25 protein-coding genes, 1 tRNA gene and 1 pseudogene are annotated in these 23,868 nt (G+C 62.2%); 18 read left to right on the top strand and 9 right to left on the bottom strand.

Annotation, left to right across the window (positions count from 1 at the left end):
- The first annotated feature begins 18 nt into the window (after nucleotides 1–18).
- The 10 genes and pseudogenes from C5O79_RS02520 to C5O79_RS02475 all read left to right on the top strand — a co-directional run bounded on the left by C5O79_RS02520 (nucleotide 19) and on the right by C5O79_RS02475 (nucleotide 9,704).
- Entirely contained in the window at nucleotides 19–2,448 is a 2,430-nt protein-coding gene (locus tag C5O79_RS02520; RefSeq protein WP_131931115.1) for a phage tail tape measure protein, read from the top strand.
- A gap of 10 nt (nucleotides 2,449–2,458) precedes the next feature.
- Nucleotides 2,459–3,340 carry a phage tail protein gene (locus C5O79_RS02515; protein ID WP_059585230.1) on the top strand — a complete coding sequence of 294 codons (882 nt, stop codon included), beginning with the start codon at nucleotides 2,459–2,461 and terminating at the stop codon, nucleotides 3,338–3,340.
- Entirely contained in the window at nucleotides 3,315–3,521 is a 207-nt protein-coding gene (locus tag C5O79_RS02510; protein ID WP_131931113.1) for a tail protein X, read from the top strand. Before C5O79_RS02515 ends, C5O79_RS02510 begins: the two co-directional genes overlap by 26 nt.
- A 10-nt stretch (nucleotides 3,522–3,531) precedes the next feature.
- Nucleotides 3,532–4,584 (top strand): contractile injection system protein, VgrG/Pvc8 family, encoded by a 1,053-nt coding sequence (locus tag C5O79_RS02505; RefSeq protein WP_131931111.1) that lies wholly within the window; start codon nucleotides 3,532–3,534, stop codon nucleotides 4,582–4,584.
- 74 nt (nucleotides 4,585–4,658) lie between these two features.
- Nucleotides 4,659–4,943, top strand: a complete 285-nt coding sequence (locus tag C5O79_RS02500) for a phage holin family protein (RefSeq protein WP_131931109.1) — start codon at nucleotides 4,659–4,661, stop codon at nucleotides 4,941–4,943.
- A gap of 2 nt (nucleotides 4,944–4,945) precedes the next feature.
- Nucleotides 4,946–5,440 carry a glycoside hydrolase family 104 protein gene (locus C5O79_RS02495; RefSeq protein ID WP_131931107.1) on the top strand — a complete coding sequence of 165 codons (495 nt, stop codon included), beginning with the start codon at nucleotides 4,946–4,948 and terminating at the stop codon, nucleotides 5,438–5,440.
- Nucleotides 5,437–5,931, top strand: coding sequence for a DUF2514 family protein (locus C5O79_RS02490; protein ID WP_131931105.1), 495 nt, complete (start codon nucleotides 5,437–5,439; stop codon nucleotides 5,929–5,931). The genes C5O79_RS02495 and C5O79_RS02490 overlap by 4 nt, the downstream gene beginning before the upstream one ends.
- Nucleotides 5,932–6,097: 166 nt before the next feature.
- Nucleotides 6,098–6,217, top strand: a pseudogene (locus C5O79_RS02485) (DNA adenine methylase); the annotation flags it as partial.
- A gap of 347 nt (nucleotides 6,218–6,564) precedes the next feature.
- Entirely contained in the window at nucleotides 6,565–8,757 is a 2,193-nt protein-coding gene (locus C5O79_RS02480) for an AAA family ATPase (protein ID WP_131931103.1), read from the top strand.
- Nucleotides 8,757–9,704, top strand: coding sequence for a hypothetical protein (locus C5O79_RS02475; RefSeq protein WP_131931101.1), 948 nt, complete (start codon nucleotides 8,757–8,759; stop codon nucleotides 9,702–9,704). Before C5O79_RS02480 ends, C5O79_RS02475 begins: the two co-directional genes overlap by 1 nt.
- Nucleotides 9,705–9,947: 243 nt before the next feature.
- Here the strand turns inward: C5O79_RS02475 and C5O79_RS02470 are convergent, their stop codons facing one another.
- Together C5O79_RS02470 and C5O79_RS02465 are read right to left on the bottom strand one after the other, a co-directional pair.
- The gene (locus C5O79_RS02470; protein ID WP_131931099.1) at nucleotides 9,948–10,712 is read right to left on the bottom strand and encodes an HNH endonuclease; all 765 of its coding nucleotides are present in this window, start codon (nucleotides 10,710–10,712) and stop codon (nucleotides 9,948–9,950) included.
- A 1,235-nt stretch (nucleotides 10,713–11,947) separates the two neighbouring features.
- A complete protein-coding gene (locus C5O79_RS02465) occupies nucleotides 11,948–12,685 on the bottom strand; it encodes a hypothetical protein (protein WP_131931097.1) in 738 nt (245 codons plus the stop codon).
- A 98-nt stretch (nucleotides 12,686–12,783) separates the two neighbouring features.
- Here C5O79_RS02465 and C5O79_RS37980 point away from each other — a divergent pair.
- Nucleotides 12,784–12,895: transfer RNA gene (locus tag C5O79_RS37980), tRNA-Ser, on the top strand.
- A gap of 159 nt (nucleotides 12,896–13,054) precedes the next feature.
- Nucleotides 13,055–13,498 (top strand): GNAT family N-acetyltransferase, encoded by a 444-nt coding sequence (locus C5O79_RS02460; RefSeq protein WP_047850501.1) that lies wholly within the window; start codon nucleotides 13,055–13,057, stop codon nucleotides 13,496–13,498.
- A 115-nt stretch (nucleotides 13,499–13,613) separates the two neighbouring features.
- Here C5O79_RS02460 and C5O79_RS02455 read toward each other — a convergent pair whose 3' ends face one another.
- Entirely contained in the window at nucleotides 13,614–14,162 is a 549-nt protein-coding gene (locus C5O79_RS02455) for a GNAT family N-acetyltransferase (protein WP_039348343.1), read from the bottom strand.
- Nucleotides 14,163–14,220: 58 nt separating this feature from the next.
- Nucleotides 14,221–14,844, bottom strand: a complete 624-nt coding sequence (locus tag C5O79_RS02450) for a helix-turn-helix domain-containing protein (protein WP_046545259.1) — start codon at nucleotides 14,842–14,844, stop codon at nucleotides 14,221–14,223.
- 141 nt (nucleotides 14,845–14,985) lie between these two features.
- Here C5O79_RS02450 and C5O79_RS02445 point away from each other — a divergent pair, with 141 nt between their 5' ends.
- Nucleotides 14,986–15,222 (top strand): ParD-like family protein, encoded by a 237-nt coding sequence (locus C5O79_RS02445; protein WP_046545260.1) that lies wholly within the window; start codon nucleotides 14,986–14,988, stop codon nucleotides 15,220–15,222.
- Nucleotides 15,222–16,028 carry a type I methionyl aminopeptidase gene (gene map, locus C5O79_RS02440; protein WP_039348332.1) on the top strand — a complete coding sequence of 269 codons (807 nt, stop codon included), beginning with the start codon at nucleotides 15,222–15,224 and terminating at the stop codon, nucleotides 16,026–16,028. The genes C5O79_RS02445 and map overlap by 1 nt, the downstream gene beginning before the upstream one ends.
- Nucleotides 16,029–16,185: 157 nt before the next feature.
- On the opposite strand, the gene C5O79_RS02435 is transcribed toward map, so the two are convergent.
- Both C5O79_RS02435 and C5O79_RS02430 read right to left on the bottom strand, forming a co-directional pair.
- Nucleotides 16,186–16,689, bottom strand: coding sequence for a GAF domain-containing protein (locus C5O79_RS02435; protein ID WP_046545261.1), 504 nt, complete (start codon nucleotides 16,687–16,689; stop codon nucleotides 16,186–16,188).
- Between the two features lie 102 nt (nucleotides 16,690–16,791).
- Nucleotides 16,792–17,709: a LysR family transcriptional regulator gene (locus C5O79_RS02430; protein WP_039348327.1), complete on the bottom strand. Its 918-nt coding sequence runs from the start codon at nucleotides 17,707–17,709 to the stop codon at nucleotides 16,792–16,794.
- 109 nt (nucleotides 17,710–17,818) lie between these two features.
- On the opposite strand from C5O79_RS02430, the gene C5O79_RS02425 reads away from it, so the two are divergent.
- Both C5O79_RS02425 and C5O79_RS02420 read left to right on the top strand, forming a co-directional pair.
- A complete protein-coding gene (locus tag C5O79_RS02425) occupies nucleotides 17,819–18,691 on the top strand; it encodes a pirin family protein (protein WP_046546304.1) in 873 nt (290 codons plus the stop codon).
- 126 nt (nucleotides 18,692–18,817) lie between these two features.
- Nucleotides 18,818–19,303 carry a GNAT family N-acetyltransferase gene (locus tag C5O79_RS02420; protein ID WP_039348323.1) on the top strand — a complete coding sequence of 162 codons (486 nt, stop codon included), beginning with the start codon at nucleotides 18,818–18,820 and terminating at the stop codon, nucleotides 19,301–19,303.
- A gap of 25 nt (nucleotides 19,304–19,328) precedes the next feature.
- Here the strand turns inward: C5O79_RS02420 and C5O79_RS02415 are convergent, their stop codons facing one another.
- Genes C5O79_RS02415 through C5O79_RS02405 form a run of 3 tightly spaced genes read right to left on the bottom strand, consistent with a single transcriptional unit; the run spans nucleotide 19,329 to nucleotide 21,303 of the window.
- A complete protein-coding gene (locus tag C5O79_RS02415) occupies nucleotides 19,329–20,198 on the bottom strand; it encodes a cytochrome c oxidase assembly protein (RefSeq protein WP_122473704.1) in 870 nt (289 codons plus the stop codon).
- Nucleotides 20,199–20,208: 10 nt separating this feature from the next.
- Nucleotides 20,209–20,655, bottom strand: a complete 447-nt coding sequence (locus C5O79_RS02410; RefSeq protein WP_011351435.1) for a copper chaperone PCu(A)C — start codon at nucleotides 20,653–20,655, stop codon at nucleotides 20,209–20,211.
- A gap of 12 nt (nucleotides 20,656–20,667) precedes the next feature.
- The gene (locus C5O79_RS02405) at nucleotides 20,668–21,303 is read right to left on the bottom strand and encodes an SCO family protein (protein WP_046545263.1); all 636 of its coding nucleotides are present in this window, start codon (nucleotides 21,301–21,303) and stop codon (nucleotides 20,668–20,670) included.
- A gap of 282 nt (nucleotides 21,304–21,585) precedes the next feature.
- Between C5O79_RS02405 and otsB the strand changes: the two genes are divergently transcribed.
- A complete protein-coding gene (gene otsB / locus C5O79_RS02400; protein ID WP_046545264.1) occupies nucleotides 21,586–22,338 on the top strand; it encodes a trehalose-phosphatase in 753 nt (250 codons plus the stop codon).
- Nucleotides 22,335–23,714, top strand: a complete 1,380-nt coding sequence (otsA, locus tag C5O79_RS02395) for an alpha,alpha-trehalose-phosphate synthase (UDP-forming) (protein WP_046545265.1) — start codon at nucleotides 22,335–22,337, stop codon at nucleotides 23,712–23,714. The genes otsB and otsA overlap by 4 nt, the downstream gene beginning before the upstream one ends.
- Nucleotides 23,715–23,868 lie beyond the last annotated feature (154 nt).

Raw genomic sequence — 23,868 nt, 5'->3', positions numbered from 1 at the left:
GATTGACCGGGGAATGACATGGCACGCGATATTGCACTTGGCATCGTCATCGGCGGTGCTGTGTCGGCAACGCTCGGTAAGGCGTTTGCCGATACGAATTCGAAGATCGCCGGGCTGCGCAGGGCTGCGAGCGAGCGCGGCATGTGGCAGCGGCAGATCGGTGACACGATCAAGCTGCAGGCGGAGTTCCGCCGTCTGCATCTTGCCGGCGACAGCGCAGCTGACGGAATCCGGCGCAAGCTGGAAAACAACCTCCGTGTGTTGCGTGATGCGGGCTTCGAGGTCGACCGCCTCGATCGCGCATACGACCGGCTCGGCCGGACGGTGCGGGGACTTGAGCTGAAGGCTGCAGGCCATGAGCGTCTGGCCGCCGGTCGAGAGGGCATGCGCAATGCGGCGGGTGACGCGGTGAAGCTTGGCGCGGCCGTTGCCATACCGACCGCTGTCTCAGCACAGTATCAGGCAATCATCCGGGATATCGCCATCAAGGCAGGCATCGCGCGCACCGAGCAGGAACGCACGATGTCCGAGCGCATCCGCCGTGACGCGCTGTCGAATGGCATGGGGCGCAACGAGTTGGCCGACGCCGTCAACCAGATGGTCGCCGGCGGGATGGACGTCGATCGAGCGCTGAACTTCGGACCGGCCGTTGCGAAATTCTCGGTGGGTCAGGGGGCATCGAGCGTCGAGACCGCACAGATGATTCAGGCACTGCAGCAGAACGCCAACATCACGGACCCCAAGGCGATGATGAAAGCGCTGGAGGCCATCGCGTATCTCGGCAAGGAGGGCTCGTTCGAGTCGGTCGACATGGCCCGGTGGTTCCCGGTGCTGCTCGCCGAAATGAAGAAGATCGGTATCACGGGGCAGGATTCCGTGACGCAGCTCGGCGCGATGCTGCAGGTTCAGATGAAGACCGCCGGCAACGCCGACGAGGCGGCGAACAACCTCAAAAACTGGTTCTCGAAGATCGGTTCGGGCGAGACCGAACGCAACTACAAGAAGGCCGGCGTCGATTACGAAGCGAAGATGAAGGAGGCGATCGGCAAGGGCTGGTCGACGCTGGAAGCGTCGTTCGTGCTCGCTCGGGCGTACATCGAGCGTGTCGATCCGAAGAAGGCGGCGCAGCTCGCAGCGGTAGCGAAGCAGCTCAACAGCGAGCTGGATCCCGCCAAGCGTCAGGCGCAGATGCGAGCCTTCGAGGACACGATGAAAACCGGCGACCTGTTCAGCGACATGCAGGTCAAAGCCGCGCTCACGGCCTACATGCAGAACGCCGATCTTTATCAGAAGCTCAAGCGCAACGCAGCGGACGCGAACGGCGAGATGGAGAAAGATCTCGCTGATCGGCGTGCAACGTCGAAGCAGATCTGGAGCGAGGTCGTCCAGCAGTGGGACGACGCGATGCGCAGTATCGGCGATGCGCTGCGGCCGGTGACGGATCTCGCCGGCAAGGTCGCGAAACGAACGGGCGCAACGGTGCAGCGCGCATCGGACGCCGCACCTGGTGCGACGGCGGCAGTCGTCGGCGTCATCGGCACGGCGATTGCCGTTCGTGGCGCACGTGCCGCGTGGAACATAGGGCGCGGTGTGTTCGACATTCTGCGCGGTGGTTGGTTGGCGCGACGCGGTGGCGGTGGACGGGCCGGGGGTGGTGCTGCCGGTGGCCGGGTCGGCAACGCGCTCGACGCGTTGAGCGGTGCTGCTGGGGGCGTGCAGCGTGTGTTTGTTGTGAACTGGCCGGGAGGTGGCCTTGGTGGTGGGCTCGGCGGGGCGGCCGGCGACTTGCTCGGCGACCTGGCCGGTGGCGGCTCTGGCGGCGGCCCCGGCGGCGGCCCCGTTCCGCGCGGTCGCCTCGGTCGTGTCATCAGGGCGTTTCGGTCGGTCGTCGGTCGTTTCGGGCCTTACGCGGGGAAACTGGCCGCCGCCGCCAGTGTCCTGAAAATCGCATTCGCAGCCAAGGATGCGTACGCGGTTGCGCACAGCGATCAGTCGTCCGCGCGCAAGGTGGAAGGGTACGCAAGCATCGGTGGTTCGCTCGCAGGGGGCATGGTCGGGGCGAAGCTCGGGGCAGGTATCGGAGCGCTCGGCGGGCCGCTTGGCGTCGCGATTGGCGGCGTTCTCGGCGGTGCGATCGGTACGTTCGCCGGGGGAAAGTTACTTGGGGCGATGGCGCGCTGGGCGACGGGTTCGAAGGACGGCGACAGCGATGCGGCGAAGGCGGCCGCGAAGGTGGCGGTTGGCCCGGACTCGCCGCAGTCGCGACCGGTCAAGGTCGAGCAGCAGAACTCGTTTGCTCCGGTGTTCCACATCAAGGTCGAGGGCGGCACGGACGCGGAGATCGCGGACAAGCTGCTCGCGCGCATCAATCCGCTGATTCAGCGAACGATGACCGAGTCGATGGATAAGAGCAACCGGTCGGCCATGTTCGATGCACCGCATCTGTAAGGGGTAGTGGATGGACTTCATTTCGAGTGTGACGCAGGCGGCAACGCAGGCCAGTATCGCGTCCGAACGTGTTCGGCACGTGGTGCGCGTGTTCGATCGGAACCGGAGCGCGAGTCAGAACACGGTCGACACATTGACGAAGCTGGCGACGGGAAATCTCACGTCGGCCGCCGACCTGCTGCGCGGGGCGACGAGCCTGCTGTCGGTGGCCGGCGACCTGAGTCCGCAGATCGGCACGGTGATGCGCAGCTTCTCGGCAACCGGTGCGGCCGTCAGTGGCGTGCTGAAGATGATCGGGGGCGTCAATCACCCGTTGATCCAGTCGGCCGCGCAGTCGGTCATGGGCGCGTTGGGCGATGCGAAAACGCAGTTCACCGCGTTGGTCGGCGAGCAGACGATGGGTGCGCTGAAGTCGTTCGCGCAGACGACGGGCCTGAGTTCGGTTCTCTCCGGCCTGTTTGACAGCGCGACGTCTTCCACCCCTCATCTGCTGACGCTATCAACGGATGACGGGGACGCGTTCCACTTCGGGCTGTCGACGGCGGCGTACGACAAGCTGCGGCGTTCGACGCGCTTCAAGATCGCGTCGCAGGAACGCTTGAATCGCGAAGAGGCGCAGCAGCCGGTGAGTCAGGGCGGCGACACGATCACGCTGTCCGGCGTCGTGTTTCCGTCGCTCGGTGCCGGTTTCCGTCAGTTGGAAACGCTGCGCGCGATTGGCGCGAAGTTGAAGCCGGTGCAACTGACGGCCGGCACGGGCGACGTGCTCGGACGCTGGTATCTGCACAGCGTCGACGAAGAGCAGGAGGCGCTGATGTCGGACGGTGCGCCCCGCAAGCAAACCTACAGTCTGGAGTTTGGCCGTTATGGCGAAGATTTTGCGAACCTCTGACGGGGACATCCTCGACTCGCTCTGCTACGCCCATTACGGGACGTTGAAGGCGACCGTCGAGGCCGTGTACGAAGCCAATCCCGGCCTCGCGCGCGAGCCGCAGCCGTTCCGGTCTGGCGTGTTGATCACGATGCCGGATCTCGACACGCCGCGCGACGAACCGATTCAGCTCTGGTCGTGACGGAGGGACGATGCGTGCAATTTTTCAGGTCGTCGCGAACGGCGCCGACATCACGCGCCTGATTCAGGACCGCGTGCTGCGGATCCAGACAACCGACAAACCGGGCCTCGAGGCCGACGAATGCGAGATCGAGCTGGACGATCGGGATGGCAAGGTCCGATTCCCGCCGAAGGGCGCGACGTTGAAGATCTCGCTCGGATGGGAAGGGCATGGGCTGTCGATGCTCGGCGAGTATGCCGTCGACGAGATCGTGCTGCGCGGACCGCCGGCGACGATCATCATCCGAGGCCGACCGGCCAACATGCGGGCGACGTCGAAGACGCAGCGCAATGGTAGCTGGACGAACGTGAAGCTGGCCGACATCGTCGGCGACGTCGCGCGACGCAACAAATGGGTCGCCGCGTGCTCGGTCGACGCGGCGATTCCGCGCGCGGATCAGTTCGGGGAGAGCGACCTGCACTTCATCACGCGTATCGCGCGGCAGTACGGCGCAACGGCGACGGTGAAGGCCGGCAAGCTGATCGTCGGGCCGATCGGCGGCGGCAAGAGCGCAAGCGGCAAGCCGCTGCCGGCGATCACGTTGACGCCGGCCGATCTGACGGACTACGAGATCTCGTTTCCTGACCGCGCCAGCTTCGTTGCCGTACGGACGAAGGTGCACGACAAGAAAACGGGGAAGAAAATCGACCTGACGATCCCGAATCCGGACGCACCGCCGGGAGCCGCCGCCGTACATACCGAGCGCCATGCGTTCGCCAGTCCAGAGGCCGCGAAGGCCGGTGCGAAGTCGCGTCTCGAGAAGCTGAATCGGCACACCGCGCGCAGCGTATTGCGCATGAAGGGGCGCACGGACATATCGGCCGAGAAGACGGTGAAGCTTTCCGGCTTCAAGCAGGAGGCGGACGGCGATTTTCTGGTCGATTCCGTTCGACACACCTATGCCGGCAACGGGTGGGAGACGTCGGTGGAGCTGAACGCCGGCAACAAGGGCAAGGCGAAGGTCGGCCACCGCAAGAAGCCGACGAAGAAAGTCGACCTGGTCGTACCGTCGCCGCCGAAGTAACACGCACGTGCATCAATTTCTGGCAGCCGCCTCGGGGCAACTCGGGCGGCTTTTTCTTTTATTGCGGGGGTGGAATGCAGGACCACGAGAAAACCATTCTGGAGCTGGTGATCATGGGTGGATTGATTGGTGTCGCGAAGGTGCTGGTAGGTAGCGAACAGCTGACGTTCCGGCTTGTCGCCGGCAGGGCCGTATTGGGCTCGGCGACTTCGATGGTCGCCGGCTTGGCGCTGTTGCAGATCCCGGATCTGCCGCCGATCGCGTTGCTCGGTCTCGGTAGCGCGCTCGGCATTATCGGATCGCAGTACCTTGAGGTGCTGCTGCGTCGGAATGCGAAGCGACTGTTCGGGGAGAAGTGACGATGGCGCGTATCACTGTTACCACTGCCGGCGGTCGGAATCGCGTCGCGTTTCTCGACATGATCGCCGTGAGTGAGATCGGTTCCGATCTGCTGGCGAAGTCGGACGACGGCTACAACGTGCTCGTCGGCTCGACGCCGTCGTGCCCGCTGCTGTTCGCGGGCTATGCCGCGCATCCGAACGTGCTCAACCGACAGATCCCGGTGCCGTCGACGGCCGCCGGCCGCTATCAGATCCTCGCGCGCTGGTGGCGGATCTATCAAGCGCAGATGAAGCTGCCGGACTTCGGTCCGATCTCGCAGGACCGGTATGCGCTGCAGCAGCTGCGCGAGCACGGCGCACTGCCGTTGATCGACGCCGGCCGGTTCCGCGAGGCGGTGGCGAAGGTATCGAACGTATGGGCCAGTCTGCCGGGGGCCGGGTACGGCCAGCACGAAAACAAGGTCGAACATTTGCTGGCTGCGTACCGCGCGGCGGGCGGGGAGGTGGTCGCATGACATGGATCGACCCGCGTATCTGGCTGCTCGTCGTTGCCGGTGTCATTGCCGGTTCGGCGGGCGGGTACTTCAAAGGGCACCGTGATGCGGATCAGTCCGCCAAGGTCGCCGATCAGGTCAAGCAGATCGACGATCTGCGGGCTGAACGTGATGAATTTGGCCGCCGGCTGGCGGCTCAAGAGGAGATTGCAACCAATGCTGCGAAAGAACGTGATCAGGCACGCGCCGATGCTGCTGTTGCCGATGGCGTTGCTGATGGGTTGCGCAAGCAGGTCGCCGCACTCGTTGCCGACACGCGACGTGCCGCCGCTGAGGCCGGAAGCTCGGCAACCGGCGATACGCTCGATCTGCTTGCCGACCTGTTCGGCCGGGCTGACGAGCGCGCGGGAGAGCTGGCGAAGATTGCTGACGAGCGGGGCGTCGCCGGCCAGCAATGCGAGCGCAGCTACGACGCGTTGATCGGCAACGCGCAAACCAATCGACCACAGTAACGCGGCAATCGAGGCGCGCCGGCCTCGAAAGAAACAGACCGAGAGGCGTGCGGCAACACGCCACCCGGTCTCCTTTCCACTGTCTACGCCAGTGAATCGGCTAAGGCCCTGCTACCTACCGGTCGGCGGGTCGGATTCTACACCAAGTTTAAAAACGGCTTTCATAATGGCAAATCGCATCATTCCTTGGATTGGCGGCAAGCGCCGTCTGGCAGACCACATCATTCCGCGTTTTCCGGCTCACGATTGCTACGTCGAGGTATTCACGGGCGGCGCAGCGCTGTACTCCACGTTCAACCTTGTCTCCTCATGAAGCAGGCGATATGCTGGCGTCCTGCTTAAAGGAGCGAGCTATGGCAGCAGCAAAAGGCCAAATGATGAGTGCTCGCGTAGAGCCACAGACTAATGCCGTGCTGCAAGCGGCCGCGCAGACCGAAGTGTGGAGTCTCGCCAACAAGGAGGGAAAAGATGGTGATGGCTTATCGCCGCGTACATGGTTACCTGTCGTCCGGCGTACGCATTCCGGTGCGAGGATGTGGCGAGTGACAAAGCAATGCCAATCAACTAGTGGTCCGCACGGCGCACGGACTATGCGGCTCGACGAATCGCGCATAACGTACACGGAGCTTAACCATGTCTGATCAGACGCCCCCCGACAATGACGTCGCCGCGCCAAAGGCTTCGGCCAATCTTCGGCGAATCAGCCTGCGCAGTCTGTTCCTAGACCCGAACAATTTCCGCATTATTCACGAACCCGATCAGAAGACGGTCACCGATGTAGAGGTGAAAAACCGTGACGTAATGCAGCGAACAATGCGCCTGCTTTGTGGGGACAAAAACCAAAACATCCAGGATTTGATTGAGAGTTTCAAGGCTAACGGCTACCTCCGCGTCGACCAGATTCTCATTCGAGAACTTCCTGGAGGTGGATTTCTGGTCGTTGAGGGCAACCGTCGGGTTGCTGCTCTGAAATTCTTGCAACAGGAGCATGAGTCCAAAGGCATCGACTTGGGGCGGCTTCAGCCTGAGGTCTTCAGCCAGGTTCCGGTGGTGCTATATACCGACGTCGATGAGGTACATCAGCTGACGTTGATGGCCCTGAAACATATTAGCGGGAATAAGAAATGGGGCGAATGGAACCAGGCTCAACTTTTGGAGTCGCTGCATAAAGATTACCAATTGACCGAAGACGAGATTTGCAAGCGCATTGGCATCACCAAAGTGGAGGTGCGCCGAAGCCTGCGCGCACTCTCATTGGTGGCCGAATATCGTGCTTCGGATTACGGCGATCAGTTTAACGAATCCATGTTTCCTATTTTCCGTCATGCCGTTCGGAGTGCGGCGCTGAAAAATTGGATGGAGTGGGATGACGGTGACCGCCACACCCACAACACTGCAAATCGGGATTTCTTCTTTTCGCTGATGTCGCGTGAGCCAACGGAGGAAACGGAGGATGATGGGTCGGTGGGTTACGGTGGCAAGTACCTTGAACCGGTAATCACACGGCGTGATGATGTGGACACGCTGGCCAAGGTGATCGATGACGACCGAGCGCTGGAGTATCTCAAAAAAAATCGAGATCTGAATGGTGCCTATCGCACGAGCGATTTGGTATTTCGCGAGCGGCAGCAAGCAGCTGTCCGCTCCGTGGCGGCCGATGTGGAGACGCTGACGCAGCTGGCAATTAACCCGCAAAATTTGCCTGATCTGGAGGCAGTTCGCGGGAAATTGCAATCTATCATAGACCGGGCGCGTGCCTCAGGTCTAAGCGGTGTCGAACAAAAAGCTGTATTCCGTGATCGCGTAGATTCCCATTTTAGTCGGATCCATGTGCAGCGGTATCGGCGGCTGGCAGGAGTCGACATGGCCCAATTGGCCAGAATTAACATCATAGCGGGCATAAACAATTCAGGCAAAACGTCGCTATTGGAGGCCATCTATCTACTCGCGAGACAGAACGATTTGGATGGTCTATTAGATGTAATGCGTCGACGCGGAAAAGTGGCTACGGATCAACTCGACCCAGAATGGATGCTGGAACAATTGGGCAATGAGGCGCTATGCATTGATGGAACTTATGATCAGGCTCGGGCGACTGTTAATATTCGGCAATACCTTGAAGAAGACTCGGCAATCGAGCGAACTCGTTACCTTGGCTCGATCGAAATTGAGTCTAGTTTTGGTCCGACTGAGTTGACATCGTTGAATCGAATCTATAAAGGTCAGGACCGGGAAACGCATGCTGATAGCATTCGCCTTCTATGCCCCGTGATTTTTAGTAGCCCATTTTTCTTCAACGAGCCCCATCGATACACGAGCCTTTACCATAAGAGTGTTCAGTCGAAGGCGCTACCGGACATTTTCGAATTTTTACGTAAGAATTTGCTGCCGACGCTAGAGGATATTCGCCTGACAGATGAGCGACAGCGGTTCTTGGTGGTGGATCGACAATTCTCTTCTGGCGTTGATTTGTCTTGCTACGGCGAGGGTTTGCAGCGAATGTTCTTGCTGTCGCTGCTGTTCGCTTCGGCTCAGCACGGCGTCGTGCTGATTGACGAGTTTGAGAACGCAATTCATTATCGATTAATTGCGCCATTTTCGCGTTTTGTACATGAGATGGCGAAAAAATTCAATGTCCAGGTATTCATCACGAGTCACAGCAAGGAATGCATTGATGCCTTCATTGAGGCGATCCCAGAAACGGAGGATCTCTCATGTCACGCAATCGTTAACGCCGAGGAAGGAATTAGAACGCGTGACTTTTCAGGGCCGGCATTTAAGAAGTTGCTAGAAGCGGGCGATGTCGATCTGCGAGGTGCCCAATAATGGCGCAATGGTTCCGTGCACACTTGATGTTCTGCGAAGGTCCGCACGATGCAGCATTTCTAAATAAATTGCTAAAGACGCAGCTTTCATTTAAAAAGGTAGAGCTCAAGCTGTCAGAGCTACCGTATCCGATTTCGAATGTGCTGCAGCAAAGTTTCAAGACTCGGGCTGCGGACGATTTGCGTCTCGATCTCGCCAAGAAATTTTTTCTGCCGGATTATATTTTGGGGCGAGATGAAGTACTGGTTATGATTTTTAATTACGGCGGATCGAATCGAAAGGCGAATATGTCGCCTTTTCTCGAGAAGGTATTTGCGTTGCTTGATACGCCAACTACTTTTGTGCGGGCGGGGCAATCGGCAAATCGAGCGATCTTGAGCTACATTGTGTTCGCCGATGCAGATGCTCGCGGACTTATCGGGGCACGACATGACATCAGTGCAGATCTTGCGATGATCGGTGATTCGCAATGGCTTTCCAATAGTTGGCAAGCCATTCCTGACACCACGGCAGTCATGCAGGACAGCCCATTTGGCACAACGGCAGCCTACATTTGGAAGAAGTCCGCGGAAGATAGTGGTACGCTGGAGGACGTTGTGCACGAGTGTCGCTCTGGACATGCTGGGTTGAATCAGACGCTGGATTTCCTCGACGCACGCTTTAGCTGGAGTCCGCCTGCTGATGCGACGCCAGAACAGTCTTGTGCCATAGCAGCCAAGCGCCTAAAGGCTGCGTTCTGTGTGGAAGGCCAGCGCGAGAAGCCAGGAATGAGTCTAGGTGTAGTTTTAGACCAGACAGACTTATTGGAGCAAGAAGGTGTTACGGGCTCTCCAGCAGTCCAAGATTGCTTGGCGTTCTTGGGCGCTTGGCTAAAGCCCATGCAAGCTACTGCAGTTGTAGCGAAGGATGCCACTGGAACAGCTGATATGCCCTTAGAGGCTGGATAGTATTCGGTTGATCCAATATGAGAATCGTGGCGTTTGGTTTAATTTGATGCAAAGCGTCCGCAGTTAATTCATCGATCAACTTCGAGGGGCGAATCCGAGCAGTGCTCGAGCCCCTCGCATAAATCATCGATTCGCAACCGTGCCTCGACTTGGCAGAGTCTAACAGCATATATGGAACGGTGTTTCGGTTTTCGGTGCCAACTGTGCAACATGAGCACTGCTGCGAATGACGGAAAGGTTCCGTCAGCTATTCCATCGGAAGCTTGTTATATCCACTTCGGGATAATTGCTTTTTAGAAAATCCAAGAATCGCTTATAGACGGGTAAGAAGACTTCCGTTGCTCGGTTCACGCGATCTTCCAAAAGTATACGCTCTTTGTACAGTAAGTTTCTTGACCTAAGCATGTATTTTCCCTCTCCATCTGGGAAAAAATAAGGCTCGTGATCGTCAATATGCTCGGATGTGGCTCGATCAATTTCCATCAGTGCGTTGCAGAAATTTTTATAGTGTTCGTTCAGAGACGAGTCGTGAAATTCTTCGCAATGCGGCTTGTCGATTGGGAATGAATTTAAAGTTTCTACTGCTGTCCAAATCGGCCAATTTAGTCGTCCTGGTAGGAATTCGACAGCCGACCGAAGTTGGATGAAGGGTAAATATCGCATTAATGCGTTTAGTGCGTCAATATCAACGTGTCGTTTGGAGTGATCCGCAAGAAGCGTCTCGACCCATTGTTCGTGATCTGCTTTGATATCGAGAAGGCGTTGCGTAGGATATTCCTCTTGATTTCCATCAACAATTCTGTGGTGAATGGCGCAGAGTAGAATTAAATTGTTGTAGCCATCAATATCACCGTCATATTCCTCGTCTCCGCGCGGGCCATCATCGCTTTGCGCAATTATATGTGCCATGTCTGAGATCTTGACGCCTTCTTGCCAGGCGTTAATTCTGCAGATACTGCACCGTCCTGCTGCAAGTGCGAATAGCTTTGCCACCGTTGAATTTTTCATGTCCCGTGTTCAAATCGTAGTTGCGCGTCATTGTAATGGCGGTTTGCTGTTTTCGGTCGATAGCATCGACTGAGATGTATCCGGGCCCGAGTTCGACAGTGCATCGTGCGGGATCACTTGGGATTCTTGCCATGCGGCGACGCAGCAGCCTGTCTCGCCTGCGGCCGAAAGCCCACTGCGAGCGGGATTTATCGCGCACTACTGGTTGGCTACATCCCGGGAGCGGGAACCGCGCTGCACTGGCCTTGTGCTTGTCATTTCATCCTCGACCGACGGCGTGGCCGTTTGCCCGCATTTGTGGCAGGCTGTCTGCGAAGCGCTCAGCTGATATTAGTTGACCGCGAAAAGTCAAGTGATCGTCTACGTTTCGATAGGCAGCAAATTGATGACAACCTCCCTTCTCGGCTCGAGCTAGAGGACAGCATGGGCAGGTTGATGCCGATTTTCCTGCATCGGCGCGGACCGGGTTACTGCATCTATTGTTTGACCTCATCGAGCGTGGATATCCCGCCCGCCGAAGCTGAGGCAAACTACTATCGGCAACTTGAAACAGCTGCCGCTGAACTCGCATCAACTTAGACCAACCAGCCTCCACGATTCCCGGGGCGGTTCAGGTAGCCGGCGGCGAAGCTGCCGTTGCTCCTCCTGATTACGGGCAGCCTGGTCGACCAAGTGCAAGCAGTAGGGGAATGATGTGCTCCATGAGCTGGCCGAGGTGCCGGTCTCGGGCCGTCGGCTCGGTCGACAGTATCCGGGCAACCTGCTCGATCTGGTTTTTGACCTCCCGTAGGACGGTCTGCGGATCTCTGTGGGCGACGCACACCCCTCCAGTACCATTTGATATGCGTCGAGGCAATGCATCAATCTGACCACCTCCTCAGAGACAATTTCCAGTTCATCGCTCAGCGATATCGCGAAGCGTCTCAGATCGGCGACGTCGTTTGACTCTTTGCTCATTGGACTCTCCACCCGCTGGAAAGACACCGGGTGCGAACCATCTTCTCATTGGTCGTCGCGTGGGCCAACCTAGTTACTTTGGGAGGGGCGACCGCTGGCGGACCATCCAAGTCTCGAATCAGTGGCAGGATTGACGCTCAGAAGCACGAAAGCCCGCTATGAGCGGGCTTTTTCACGTGCTACAAATTTGCTACAGCAAGGGGCGGGAGCCTTGCTGGACAGGCCTTGGGCTTATCATTCCGTCCCCTGAACTACGGGGATCGTTCGAATGATTCCAATCAACTCGTAAGAACTGTCAAATAATGCTTTGCAGCAGTGACTGCATCGCCAAGTTGGGGGAGTCCTTGAGCGACTGTGACCACGTTTGCTACCACCGACAGGATACTAATGAATTGTTCGCCCACGCTCGTCGACTGTAACGCAGATCGATATTGAGAATCACGCATCACATGACCGACCGCGCTATCGACTGCATCCAAGATAGGAACGGCACCGGTAATCGAATATTCGTCTAGTGCTCGGATCAGGCGTTCGACGTGTCGAAGAACTGCGATTTTTGCGGACTCCGGCAGATCGCTTGCGAGAAGGTCACTTTTAAGTGCTGAAAGTTTCTCCTGGAGGTCGCTTGTCGTTGTCTGCTCCAAAATTGATATTGGCTCTCGTGTCCCAAGCATTTCAGCATTCATCTCAAGATAGGTCATCGAATGTTGGTCGATGACGTTGATGAATGTAGCCCACTGTCCAGCTAGTTGCTGCTGGATAAACGCTGCAGTGACCTGTGCGAACCAGTGATTCCACATGGCGGACTGGTTCGGGTAGTGGCGCAGCATTGCTTCGCGCGCTGCAGGTGCCAGAGACATCGCTTGTCCAAGGCGCGTCATAAGCAATGCTTCGTCCTCGCCCGTACGCAAGATCGTGCGCCAAGCTTCTCGGCAAACAGTCGTAGCATTGATTCGCTTGCCAGCGGATAGAAGTTCAAACAGCCGCGTTGCAGCATTATCTCTTGGAAGACTCAATTCGATCCTCGTTTGTTAAATGCGGCGTACCTGGTCTCGTCGTCGCGCAACTATTGTACTGATGGTTTCGAGAGACAGTTGACGCCACTGAGCGAGCCGGAGCATGGATGGCCAATTTGAGTGGCTAATCATCGTAAGTGATTGATACATCATATTGTATGACGGCCTGCAAAGCCGTTTAGGCCGGTTCGACTCCGGCTCGCGCCTCCAGGTAGAACGAGAAAAAGCCCCGCTTCGGCGGGGCTTTTCTTTTTTCTGCGTCCGGCTCGGAGGTGGGCGGGGCGGGTGCGGTAGCATGGCGCGATCAGCGGGCGTTCGAGTCCTGCGCGAGACGCCGAGGCGATCGATGGCGAAATCAGGCGAAGCGAATTGAGCACCCCCGGGCTTGAAACGAGGGAGGCGCGGCTAGCCGATTGCGCCGCAATCGCGAGGCTGCTGTGCCAGCTTGGATACGAGGCAACGCCCGCGCTGATTCATGAAAAATTGCAGTCGTTCGCCGACAAGCCGGGTGACCGGGTATGTGTGGCAACGATGGGCGGCGAGGTGGTCGGCAGCATCAGCCTGCACATCCTGCCGCTCTTTCATGCAGCCGGAAATCTCGGGCGCATCACGAGCATGGTCGTCGACGAGCGTCACAGGGGATGCGGAATTGGCGGTGCACTGATGGCGACTGCAGAACGTTGGTTCGAGAGCGGCCGATGTGTGAAGCTGGAAGTGACGAGCGGCGATCAACGCCCGGACGCTCACCGTTTTTATGCGCATCATGGTTTCGTGCGAGACGGGCAGCGGCTCTCCAGGAAAATGCATCCGTAGCGCATGCCTAAAAGCAAAAGCCCGCTGTGAGCGGACTTTTTGGTTTCAGCGGTTGAAGCGCGATGCTCGAACGGGCTTCGGCTGTGCGATGCCGCTCGTTCGTCGCGCGCTTCGCTCAACCATCCACCGGCTGCGCCGGCGTGTCGAGCGTCAACTGATAGAACGCCGCGTCGAGCCACCGGCCGAACTTGAATCCCGCCTGCGTGATCGTGCCCGAATGCACGAATCCGAGCTTCGTATGCAGTGCGATGCTTCCTGCGTTGGTTGCATCGATGCAGCCGACCACCACATGCACCTGTGCTTCGCGCGCGCGCCGGACCACTTCGCGCAGCAGCACCTCGCCCAGCCCGCGGCCGCGCTGGTCGCGATGCACGTACACGCTGTGTTCGACCGTGTACTTGAAGGCGGGAAACGCGCGGAACGTGCCCCAGCTCGCAAAGCCCAGCAGCGTGCCCGACGCGTCGACCGCGCCGATGACCGGGAAGCCGCCCGCGCGCTTCGCCGCGAACCACGCGACCATCGCTTCCGGCGGACGCGGCTTGTAGTCGTACAGCGCGGTGGAGTTCGCGATCGCGTCGTTCAGGATCTCGAGAATGGCCGGCGCATGCTCGGCCTCGCTGCAATCGATCAGGCGCACGTCGTCGCGCTGTTTCGGGGAATTCATACCGGCTCCTGTAGGCAATAAATAGGGCGTGCGCATTGCTGCTGCGACGACGCGCTCATCAGAGGTTCCGCACGCCGGCGGCGGCAGACGCATCGCAGATCGCGACGACATAGCGGGCGGCATGCGACGACGGATTGCTGAAAATCAGCGGCTGGTCGAGCCGCATGGCCAGGCAGTCGCCTTCTTGAAGTTCGTGAAGCGTGTCGCCGAACGTGACGTCGACGCGGCCGCTGATCACCCACACCTGCTGATGCAGCGCGCTTTCGCGTCCGCCGCTGTCGTACGCGACGCGTGCACCGGGCGGGAAATCCACCTCGACGAGCTGGATCGGCGACGGCCAGCCGGCCGGGGAGAGGTTGCGGCGTACATAGCCGGACGCGGGATCTCGCCATTCGGCCTGCTGCGCGCGGCGGGCCAGCGGCTGCACGGGCGTGTCGTCCTGGTCGCCGCCGAACAGCCCTGCCAGCGACACGCCGAGCCCGGCCGCGAGCTTGTCGAGCACGACGGCCGTCGGGCTGGCCGAAGCGCGTTCGATGAGCGAGATCATCGAACGGCTGACGCCGGAGCGCGCGGCCAGCGCGTCGAGCGTGTAGCCTCGCACGGTGCGCAGGTCGCGTACGCGCCGGGCGATGCGTTCGTTGATGCCGGTGTCGTCGGCAACGGCGGTGGCTGATTCTTTCATGATGGATTTATTTTCCAGCAAACTGGAATTCAATGTCAACGATATCGATCCCAGACGGCTCGACGGAATTCGAACGGCTTGCCCGGCAGTCGTGCGCGGCGTAATATACGAATCGACTACGTTTCGTTTAATTGGGGATATATGGGTATCATCAAGATTTCCGAGCACATGCACGAGCGGCTGCGCTCGACCAGCACGGCGCTGAGCCGCTCGATCAATGCGCAGGCCGAACACTGGCTGCGGGTCGGGATGCTGGCGGAACTCAATCCGGCGCTGTCCTATGGCGACATCTGCCGGATGCTGATCGAGGCCGAAGCACGGGGCGGTGAGGCGGGGCCGGCGGAACCGGTCGAGCACGGCATCGAGCAGGTGGCGTAATGGCGAAACGAGAAATCCCGATCCGCGGTGCCGCGGAAATCGCCAAGTCGCGCGAAGCCGCGAAGCTCGCGTCGCAGGTGCTGACGATGATCACCGAGCACGTGAAGCCGGGTGTCACCACCGACGAGCTGGACGTGCTCTGCCGCGAATACATCGTCGACGTGCTCGGCGCGATCCCGGCGAACATCGGCTATCACGGCTATCCGAAGACGCTGTGCACGTCGGTCAACCACGTGGTGTGCCACGGCATTCCGACGTCGCGGCCGCTGCGCGACGGCGACATCGTGAACCTCGACATCGCGGTGATCAAGGACGGCTGGTTCGGCGATACGAGCCGCATGTATTTCGTCGGCGAACCGAACGAACTCGCGCGGCGCCTCGTCGCGACGACCTATGAGGCGATGCACGCGGGCATTCGCGCGGTGCGTCCGGGGGCGACGCTCGGCGACGTCGGCTACGCGATCCAGCAGGTCGCGCATCGCGAAGGCTTCAGCGTGGTGCGCGAATACTGCGGGCACGGCATCGGCGATGTCTATCACGACGAGCCGCAGGTGCTTCACTACGGCCGTCCGGGCACCGGCGTGCCGCTTCGGCCCGGGATGATCTTCACGATCGAGCCGATGCTCAACGCGGGCAAGCGCGACACGCGCATGCTGGCGGACGGCTGGACGGTCGTCACGAAGGACCATTCGCTGTCGGCCCAATGGGAGCACATGGTCGTCGTGACGGAAACGGGCTTCGAGGTGCTGACCGAGGACGCGAAGCCGCAGGCGTTCCCGGCGCTGTCCGGCACGCACGCCGCCTGATACCTGCAGTGCGCCGCGAAGGGTGGTGCGGTGGCACAGTGGAACGGGCCCCTTTGCGGGGCCCGTTTCGTTTTCGTTCGAGGTTGCGCGGTGCGCGCGATTTACGCGCGAACGCGGCGACCGGTAGTTCGCTGGAGGCGCGCGGCCTGGCCGCCGCTCAACCGCGCGCCTTCTGCCATGCGTGTTCGACGAACACGCGGCACAGCGCTTCCATCCCCTTGCGGTCTTCGTCGTCGAAGCGCGCGGCGACCGGGCTGTCGACGTCCCACACGCCGATCAGCGTGCCGTCGGCGGCCACGAGCGGCACGACGATTTCCGACTCCGATGCGGCGTCGCACGCGATATGGCCGGGGAAGTCATGCACGTCGCGCACGACCTGCGTCTCGCGCGTCTGCGCGGCCGTGCCGCACACGCCCTTGCCGAGCGCGATCCGCACGCAGGCGGGCTTGCCCTGGAACGGCCCGACCACGAGTTCCGTCCCGTCGAAGAAGTAGAAGCCGGCCCAGTTGAGACGGTCGAGCGAGTGGTAGACCAGCGCGGAGAAGTTGGCCGCGTTCGCGGTCAGGTCGCGTTCGGATTCGACGAGCGCGCGTGCCTGCTCGACGAGCGTCGCGTATTGATCGGCCTTGGAGGCGTTGGGGTCGTTGGACAGCGTGAACATGGCGGGAAAGCGATCAGGGTTGTGGAGTGCGCGATGCGCGTACCGCAGTCTACGGCACGCGCGCTGGGTTTGCAGCGGCCGGTCACGCGTGAAGCGGCGCGCTCAATCGGGTTCGAGTTCGGCAAACCGCTCCGCGAGAAAATCCAGCAGGGCACGCACCGCGGGCAGCAACCCCCGGCGCGACGCGAACACCGCGTGCACGATTTCGCGGCGCGGCGCCCAGTCGGGCAGCACGATCACCAGCTCGCCGCGCGCGACCTCATCGCGAACCATCATCGTCGGCAACTGCACGATGCCGACGCCCGCGACGGCCGCCGCGCGCAGCGCGAGCATGCCGCCCGTCACGAAGCGCGGCTGGTGATGAATTTCCGCGTGAGCGCCGTCAGGCCCGCGCAGCCGCCACACGTGCGCGGACTGAGGGGCACCGTGATCGAGGCTCGGCAGGCGTGCGAGATCGGCGGGAACGGCCGGGGCACCCTGCTCGCGCAGCAGCGCCGGGCTTGCGACGAGGCACTGGCCGCGCTCGGCCAGCACGCGCAGCGCGAGATCGCTGTCTTCGAGCGGCGGCGGACGCACGCGGATCGCGACGTCGATCCCTTCGCCGACCACGTCGACGCGCCGGTTGGTCGCTTCCAGATGAATCTCGACGCGCGGGCACGCGACCATGAACGCGGCGATCATCGTGCCGACCAGCGAATCGAGCAGCACGATCGGGCAACTGACGCGCACGATGCCGCGCGGCTCCTCGTGCAGCAGCGCGATCGCTTCGTCGGCGGCATCGGCCTCGACGAGCATCGCGCGGCAATGCGCGTAATAGGTCTGCCCGACGTCGGTGACCGTGAAGCGGCGCGTCGAGCGCTGGATCAGCCGCATCCCGAGCCGCGCCTCGAGCAGCGCGATGCGGCGGCTCAGCTTCGATTTCGGCATGTCCAGCGCCCGCCCGGCCGGTGCGAAGCCGCCGTGTTCGACGACCTGCACGAAGTAGTAGAGATCGTTCAGATCCCGCGCTTTATCGTTCATGAAATGGAACGCTGAGTGCGATTTTGGCAGTCTACCGGATCGATCGTTCCACCACTATATTTCTACCCAGGATGCGAAACACGTGTTTCGCCGCAATTCGGAGAAGGCAATGAAGAGGATCCAGGGTGTGTACAGTGCGCCGCGCGGCCATTGGGTCGGCGACGGTTTCCCGGTGCGTTCGATGTTCAGCTACCAGTCCCACGGCGCGCACCTGAGCCCGTTCCTGCTCCTCGATTACGCCGGCCCGACCACGTTCGAGCCGGGTTCGATCTCGGCGCCGCGCGGTGTCGGCCAGCATCCGCACCGCGGGTTCGAAACGGTGACCATCGTCTATGACGGCGAGGTCGCGCACCGCGACTCGACCGGCGCGGGCGGCGTGATCGGCCCGGGCGACGTGCAGTGGATGACGGCCGCGAGCGGGATCCTGCATGAGGAATTCCACTCGGAAGGGTTCACGCAGCGGGGCGGCCCGCTCGAGATGGTGCAGCTGTGGGTGAACCTGCCCGCCGCGGACAAGATGGGCGCGCCCGGCTACCAGACGCTGCTGAACGCCGACATCCCCGTGGTCGAGCTGCCGGACGGCGCGGGGCGTGCGCGGATCATCGCGGGCGAACTCGACGGGCGGCGCGGCCCGGCCCGCACGCATACGCCGATCGACGTATGGGACGTGCGGCTCGTGGCCGGCGGTCATGCGCGGTTCCCGGTCGCCGAAGGACGTACGCTCGCGGTGGTCGTGCTGAGCGGTACCGTGCAGGTGAACGGCGAGACGGTCGCCCGTGAAGCGCAGTTCGTGCAGCTCGGACGCGACGGTAGCGACGTCGAGATCGAAGCGAACGGCGACGCGAAGCTGCTGATCCTGAGCGGCGAACCGATCGACGAACCCGTCGTCGGCTACGGGCCGTTCGTGATGAACTCGCAAGCGGAGATCCGTACCGCGATCGAGGACTTCAACAGCGGCCGTTTCGGCCAGATGCCGGCATGACGGACAGGCCCCGCGCAATGCGGGGCCTTTTTTTGCGCGCGGACGGTCGGTCGCGCGGCGAGGGTGCTTCGAGGCATAATCGTCGATTGCCGCGCGCCGGCCGGCGCGCCCGAATCAGGACCGACCATGAACGCATCCGCTGCATCCCCGAGCGCCGCCGATCTCGACTGGCGCTGGAAATCCTTCGACGCGCTGACGGCGCGCGAAGTCTATTCGATCCTCGAAGCACGCAGCGCGGTGTTCGTCGTCGAGCAGAACTGCGTGTATCGCGACATCGACGACGCGGACCAGGCCGCATGGCACCTGGCCGCCTTCGATCCGGCCGGTCGCGTGGCCGGCTATCTGCGTGTGCTGCTGCCCGATGCGCAGAACACCGACGTACGTATCGGCCGCGTGCTGACGACCGCCGCGTTTCGCGGCGCGGGCCTTGGCAACGAGCTGCTGTCGCGCGCGCTCGAGCAGATCCGCGCGCAATGGCCGGATACGCCGGTGAGCCTGCATGCGCAGGCCCACTTGCAGCGTTTTTACGGGGCATTCGGCTTTGCGCCGAGTTCGGAAGTGCACGACGAGGACGGCATCCCGCACGTGTGGATGAGCAGCGCACGCGCGTAATGCGCGACCCGCCGCGCAGCAGCAGTCAGTGCGCGGCGTGCGCCACCGGCGGCCGGTCCGCGTGCTGCGCGGCCCTTTCATCGATCAGGCGGCCGCGCGCGGACAGCCGCAGCCAGTGCCGCAGCGCGATCAGCGCGCCGATCACGCTCATCATCGAGCCGGGAATCCACAGCAGCAGGCCGCCGATCTGCTGGTCGCGCAGCGGGCTCAGCCACGTGAATGCACGGCCGCAGATCGAATAGATCGGATACAGCTCGTGCGGCGTGAAGAAGATCAGCGCGCCGAGCGCGATCTGCGGCGGGATCGCCGCGACGACGATCAGGATCCGGCGGCCCGGCGACAACCGTGCGGGCGGCGCGGGCCGCGGATCGACGACGAGCCACCAGAACAGCAGCCCGTCGATCACCATGCTCCAGTTCATCACGCGATAGAGACGCCAGTCGAGCATCGCGATGAAGTGAATCGGCGACAGCAGCCAGAAATAGATCAGCCCGACGAACAGCACGACCGCGACGACGGGATGGAACACCACGTCGAGCGTCGCGCGGACGGGCGCCCACGCGAGCGCGGGGCGCACGAAACGCTGCCGCCAGCGAAACGGAATGCCCGCGCGAATCGCCGCACCCGGATAGGACAGCGCGATGAAGAACGGCCCGAGGTGGTGCAGCACCAGATGCTGCGCGCGGTGCAGGAAGAACTCGTGCTCGAAGAAATAGTCGAGCCGCGTATGCAGCGCGATGTAGAGCGCCGCCAGCCCGAACCAGAACGAGAACTGCCGCAGCGGCGACACCTTCGCCTTCTTCACGCCGCGTGCGAACAGCACGGCGGCGGTCAGCACCGCGATCACGACGGTGGGCGACGGTTCCCACGGATCGAGCCAGTACAGGACGTTCATCGCGCGCGCATCACTTCGCCTGGGCCGGCGATTTCACGGCGAACGGCGCATCGACCGTTTCGCCGTCGGAGAACTTCAGGCGCAGGTGCACGGTGTCGCCCGGCTTGATCGCGTGCTTCGGTTCCTCGAGCATGAAGTGATAGCCGCCCGGCGCGATGTCGACCTTGCCGCGCGCGGGGATCGTCAGCTTGTCGACCATTTCCATTTTCTGCGTCGAGCCGTTCGAGACGGTCTGGTGCAGCATCGCCATCCCGTAGTCGGGGCTGTCGACGTCGACGAGATCGACCGGCTTGTCGCTCGTGTTCACGAGCGTCACGTAGCCGCCGGCCGGCAGCTTGTTCGGCAGCCAGCGCACCCACGCGTTCTGCGCGGTGATCGCGCCGGCGGCATACGCGTGGGCGCCTGCGCACAGCGCGGCGAGGAGGGCGAGCGTCTTGAGGGTCGTTTTCGTTTTCATGTCGGGATGAATTCAGGTAGTGGAGGCGGTGTCGATGATCCGGCGCACATCGGCGGCGATGGCGTCGGGCGAGTCGCGGTCGGTCGCAAGCAGGCGGGCGCGGCCGCTCGCGTCGAAGATGTAGACGGCCGAGCTGTGCGTGACTTCGTAGCCGCCGGACGGATCGCGCTTCTCCATCTGGTATGCGACGCGATAGCGCTTCGCGAGCGATTCGATCTGGCGGTCGGTGCCGGTCAGGCCGCGTGCATGCGCGGCGTCGAATGCGGCGACATACGATTGCATTGCCTGCGGCGTGTCGCGCGCAGGGTCGACCGAGACGAACAGGATGCGCACGTTGTTTGCCTTCGGGCCGAGCTTCGCCAGCACCTCCATCAGCCGCGCCATCGTTTCGGGACAGACATCGGGGCAGTGCGTATAGCCGAAGTAGACGAGCGAGACCTGGCCGTGGAATGCATCGGCGTCGACGGGATGGCCGTCGCCGCCCGTCAGCGTGAACGACAGGTCGGGCAGGTGGCCGGTGACGTTGGTCAGGTTCCAGCGCGGCTCGTCGTGCGTGCACGCGGCGAGCGCCACGGCGGCGGCGAGGGCCGCGGCCGTGCGGATGAGGCGGGAAAAGCGCCGGTGCGGCGTGGTGCAGGCAGACGACATCCTGGGGCTCGATCGGACGGAAGGTTGGCCGGCCGGCGCGGCGCCATGCGTCGCGCGGCAGGCGGTTGCGACTGTAGCGCAATTCGCGCGCCCGCGTCCTTTCGAAACCCGTACGCCGCGGGCGAGCGGGGCAATATGTCGCAGTTGACGCAGGCGGCAGCGCAATACCGGCGCCGCGCCGGTTTCGCCCATCTCGATGCGCAGGCGCGGTAAGATGCGCACAATTCCATTCGCGCAGCGGCCGCCCGGCGTTTGCCGGCCGGCCCTCACACTATCGAGTCGATGCAATCCGTTCCGGCTTCCCTGTCCCTGACCGACACCGCGTTCTTCTTCGACTTCGACGGCACGCTCGTCGAACTGGCGCCGACGCCCGACGGCATTCATGTTCCGCCGTCGCTGCTGACGCTGCTCGACGAGCTGCAGCGCCGCTCGCACGGCGCGGTCGCGATCGTGTCCGGGCGCGGCATCGACAACATCGACACGTTCCTGAAGATGCCCGGCATGCCGATCGCCGGCCTGCACGGCGCGGAGCGCCGCGATGCGAACGGTGACACGCAGCGCATCGGTTTCAACGACGAACGCCTGCTGCGCATCGAGCGCGAGCTGGCGGCCGTCGTCGATCGTCATCCGGGCATGCTGCTCGAAATCAAGGGCGCGGCCGTCGCGCTGCACTATCGCAACGCGCCCGAGCGCGAGGCGGCGGCGCGCGCGGCCACCGAGCGCCTCGTCGCCGACTATGCCGATGCGTATGTGCTGCAGCCGGGCAAGATGGTGTTCGAGATCAAGCCGAAAGGCGTCGACAAGGGGCGCGCGCTCGCTGCGTTCCTCGACGAGCCGCCGTTTGCCGGCCGTGTGCCGGTGTTCGCGGGCGACGACCTGACCGACGAGAAGGGCTTCGCGGTAGTCAACGCGCGCGGCGGGCTGTCGATCAAGGTCGGCGCGGGCGAGACGTCCGCCCGCACGCGGCTCGATTCGGTCGACGCGCTGCATGAGCAGATCGCGCGCTGGCTCGGTGCGGAGCAGCCGGACGCATGAGTCGCCTCATCATTGTTTCAAACCGCGTCGCGCCGATTTCGGAAGGCGAACCGGCGGCGGGCGGTCTTGCGATCGGCGTCTACGATGCGCTGAAGGAGACGGGCGGCATGTGGTTCGGCTGGAGCGGCGAGGTCGTCGCGTCCGGCGCGCCGCAGATCCGCGTCGAAGAGCACGGGCCGGTCACGTTCGCGACCATCGGCCTGTCGCGGCGCGACTACGACCAGTATTACCGCGGCTTCTCGAACGCGACGCTGTGGCCGGCGTTTCACTACCGCACCGACCTGATCCAGTACGACCGTCACGAGTTCGAAGGCTATAGCCGCGTGAACGTATGGCTCGCCCAGCAGCTCGTGCCGCTGCTGCAGGACGACGACGTGATCTGGGTGCACGACTATCACCTGATTCCGTTCGCGCGCGCACTGCGCGCGGCCGGCGTGAAGAACCGCATCGGCTTCTTCCTGCACATCCCGTTTCCGGCTGCGCAGGTGCTCGTCAGCGTGCCGCCGCATCGCGACCTCGTCGAGTCGCTGTGCGCGTTCGACCTGCTTGGCTTCCAGACAGAACCCGACCTGCGCGCATTCTGCGATTACATCGAATCGGAGGCGGACGGCGCGATCGAGCGCGACGGCCACCTGGCGACGGTGCGCGCATTCGGCCGGACGCTGCGCGCGGCCGCCTATCCGATCGGCGTGCATCCGGACGAGATCGCGTCGCTCGCGCAGGCCGGCGAGCACGGCAAGGCGGTGCGCACGCTCGCGACCTCGCTGCGCGGCCGCAAGCTGATCATGAGCGTCGACCGGCTCGATTACTCGAAGGGGCTCGTCGAGCGCTTCCGTGCGTTCGAGAAGCTGCTCGAGCACGAGCCGTCGCATCGCAATCGCGTGTCGTTCCTGCAGATCGCGCCGTCGACCCGCGCGGAGCTGCGCGCGTACCAGGACATCCGCCTGCAGCTCGAAGGGGAGTCGGGGCGCATCAACGGACGCTTCGCCGAGCTCGACTGGGCGCCGATCCTCTATATCCATCGCCAGTACGACCGCCAGCTGCTTGCTGCGCTGTACCGGCTCGCGCGGGTCGGCTACGTGACGCCGCTGCGCGACGGGATGAACCTCGTCGCGAAGGAGTACGTATCCGCGCAGAACCCGGAGGATCCGGGCGTGCTCGTGCTGTCGCGCTTCGCGGGCGCTGCACGCGAGCTGACGGGAGCGCTGATCGTCAATCCGATCGATATCGACGGGATGGCCGATGCGCTGTCGCAGGCGCTGGCGATGCCGCTCGCAGAGCGGCGCGCGCGTTATACGGACATGATCGCGCAGCTGCGCGAGAACAACGTGTCGGTGTGGCGCGACAACTTCCTGCGCGATCTGCAGCACGCGTAACCGGCGGTTCATCGAGCAATAAAAAAAGGTTCATCGCAGGAAACCGTGGAGGGTTTGAGGGTGATTGCGTAACCTGACGCCTGACTTTAAGGAAGTCAGGAGGAAGAATTGCTCGATCGCAAGGCACTTCAAGCACTTGGCTGCTGGACTGGCT

The sequence above is a fragment of the Burkholderia sp. SRS-25 genome (assembly GCF_004343765.1).
Classification (GTDB): Bacteria; Pseudomonadota; Gammaproteobacteria; order Burkholderiales; family Burkholderiaceae; genus Burkholderia; species Burkholderia contaminans.
This window is presented reverse-complemented; position numbering and strand designations above follow the sequence as displayed.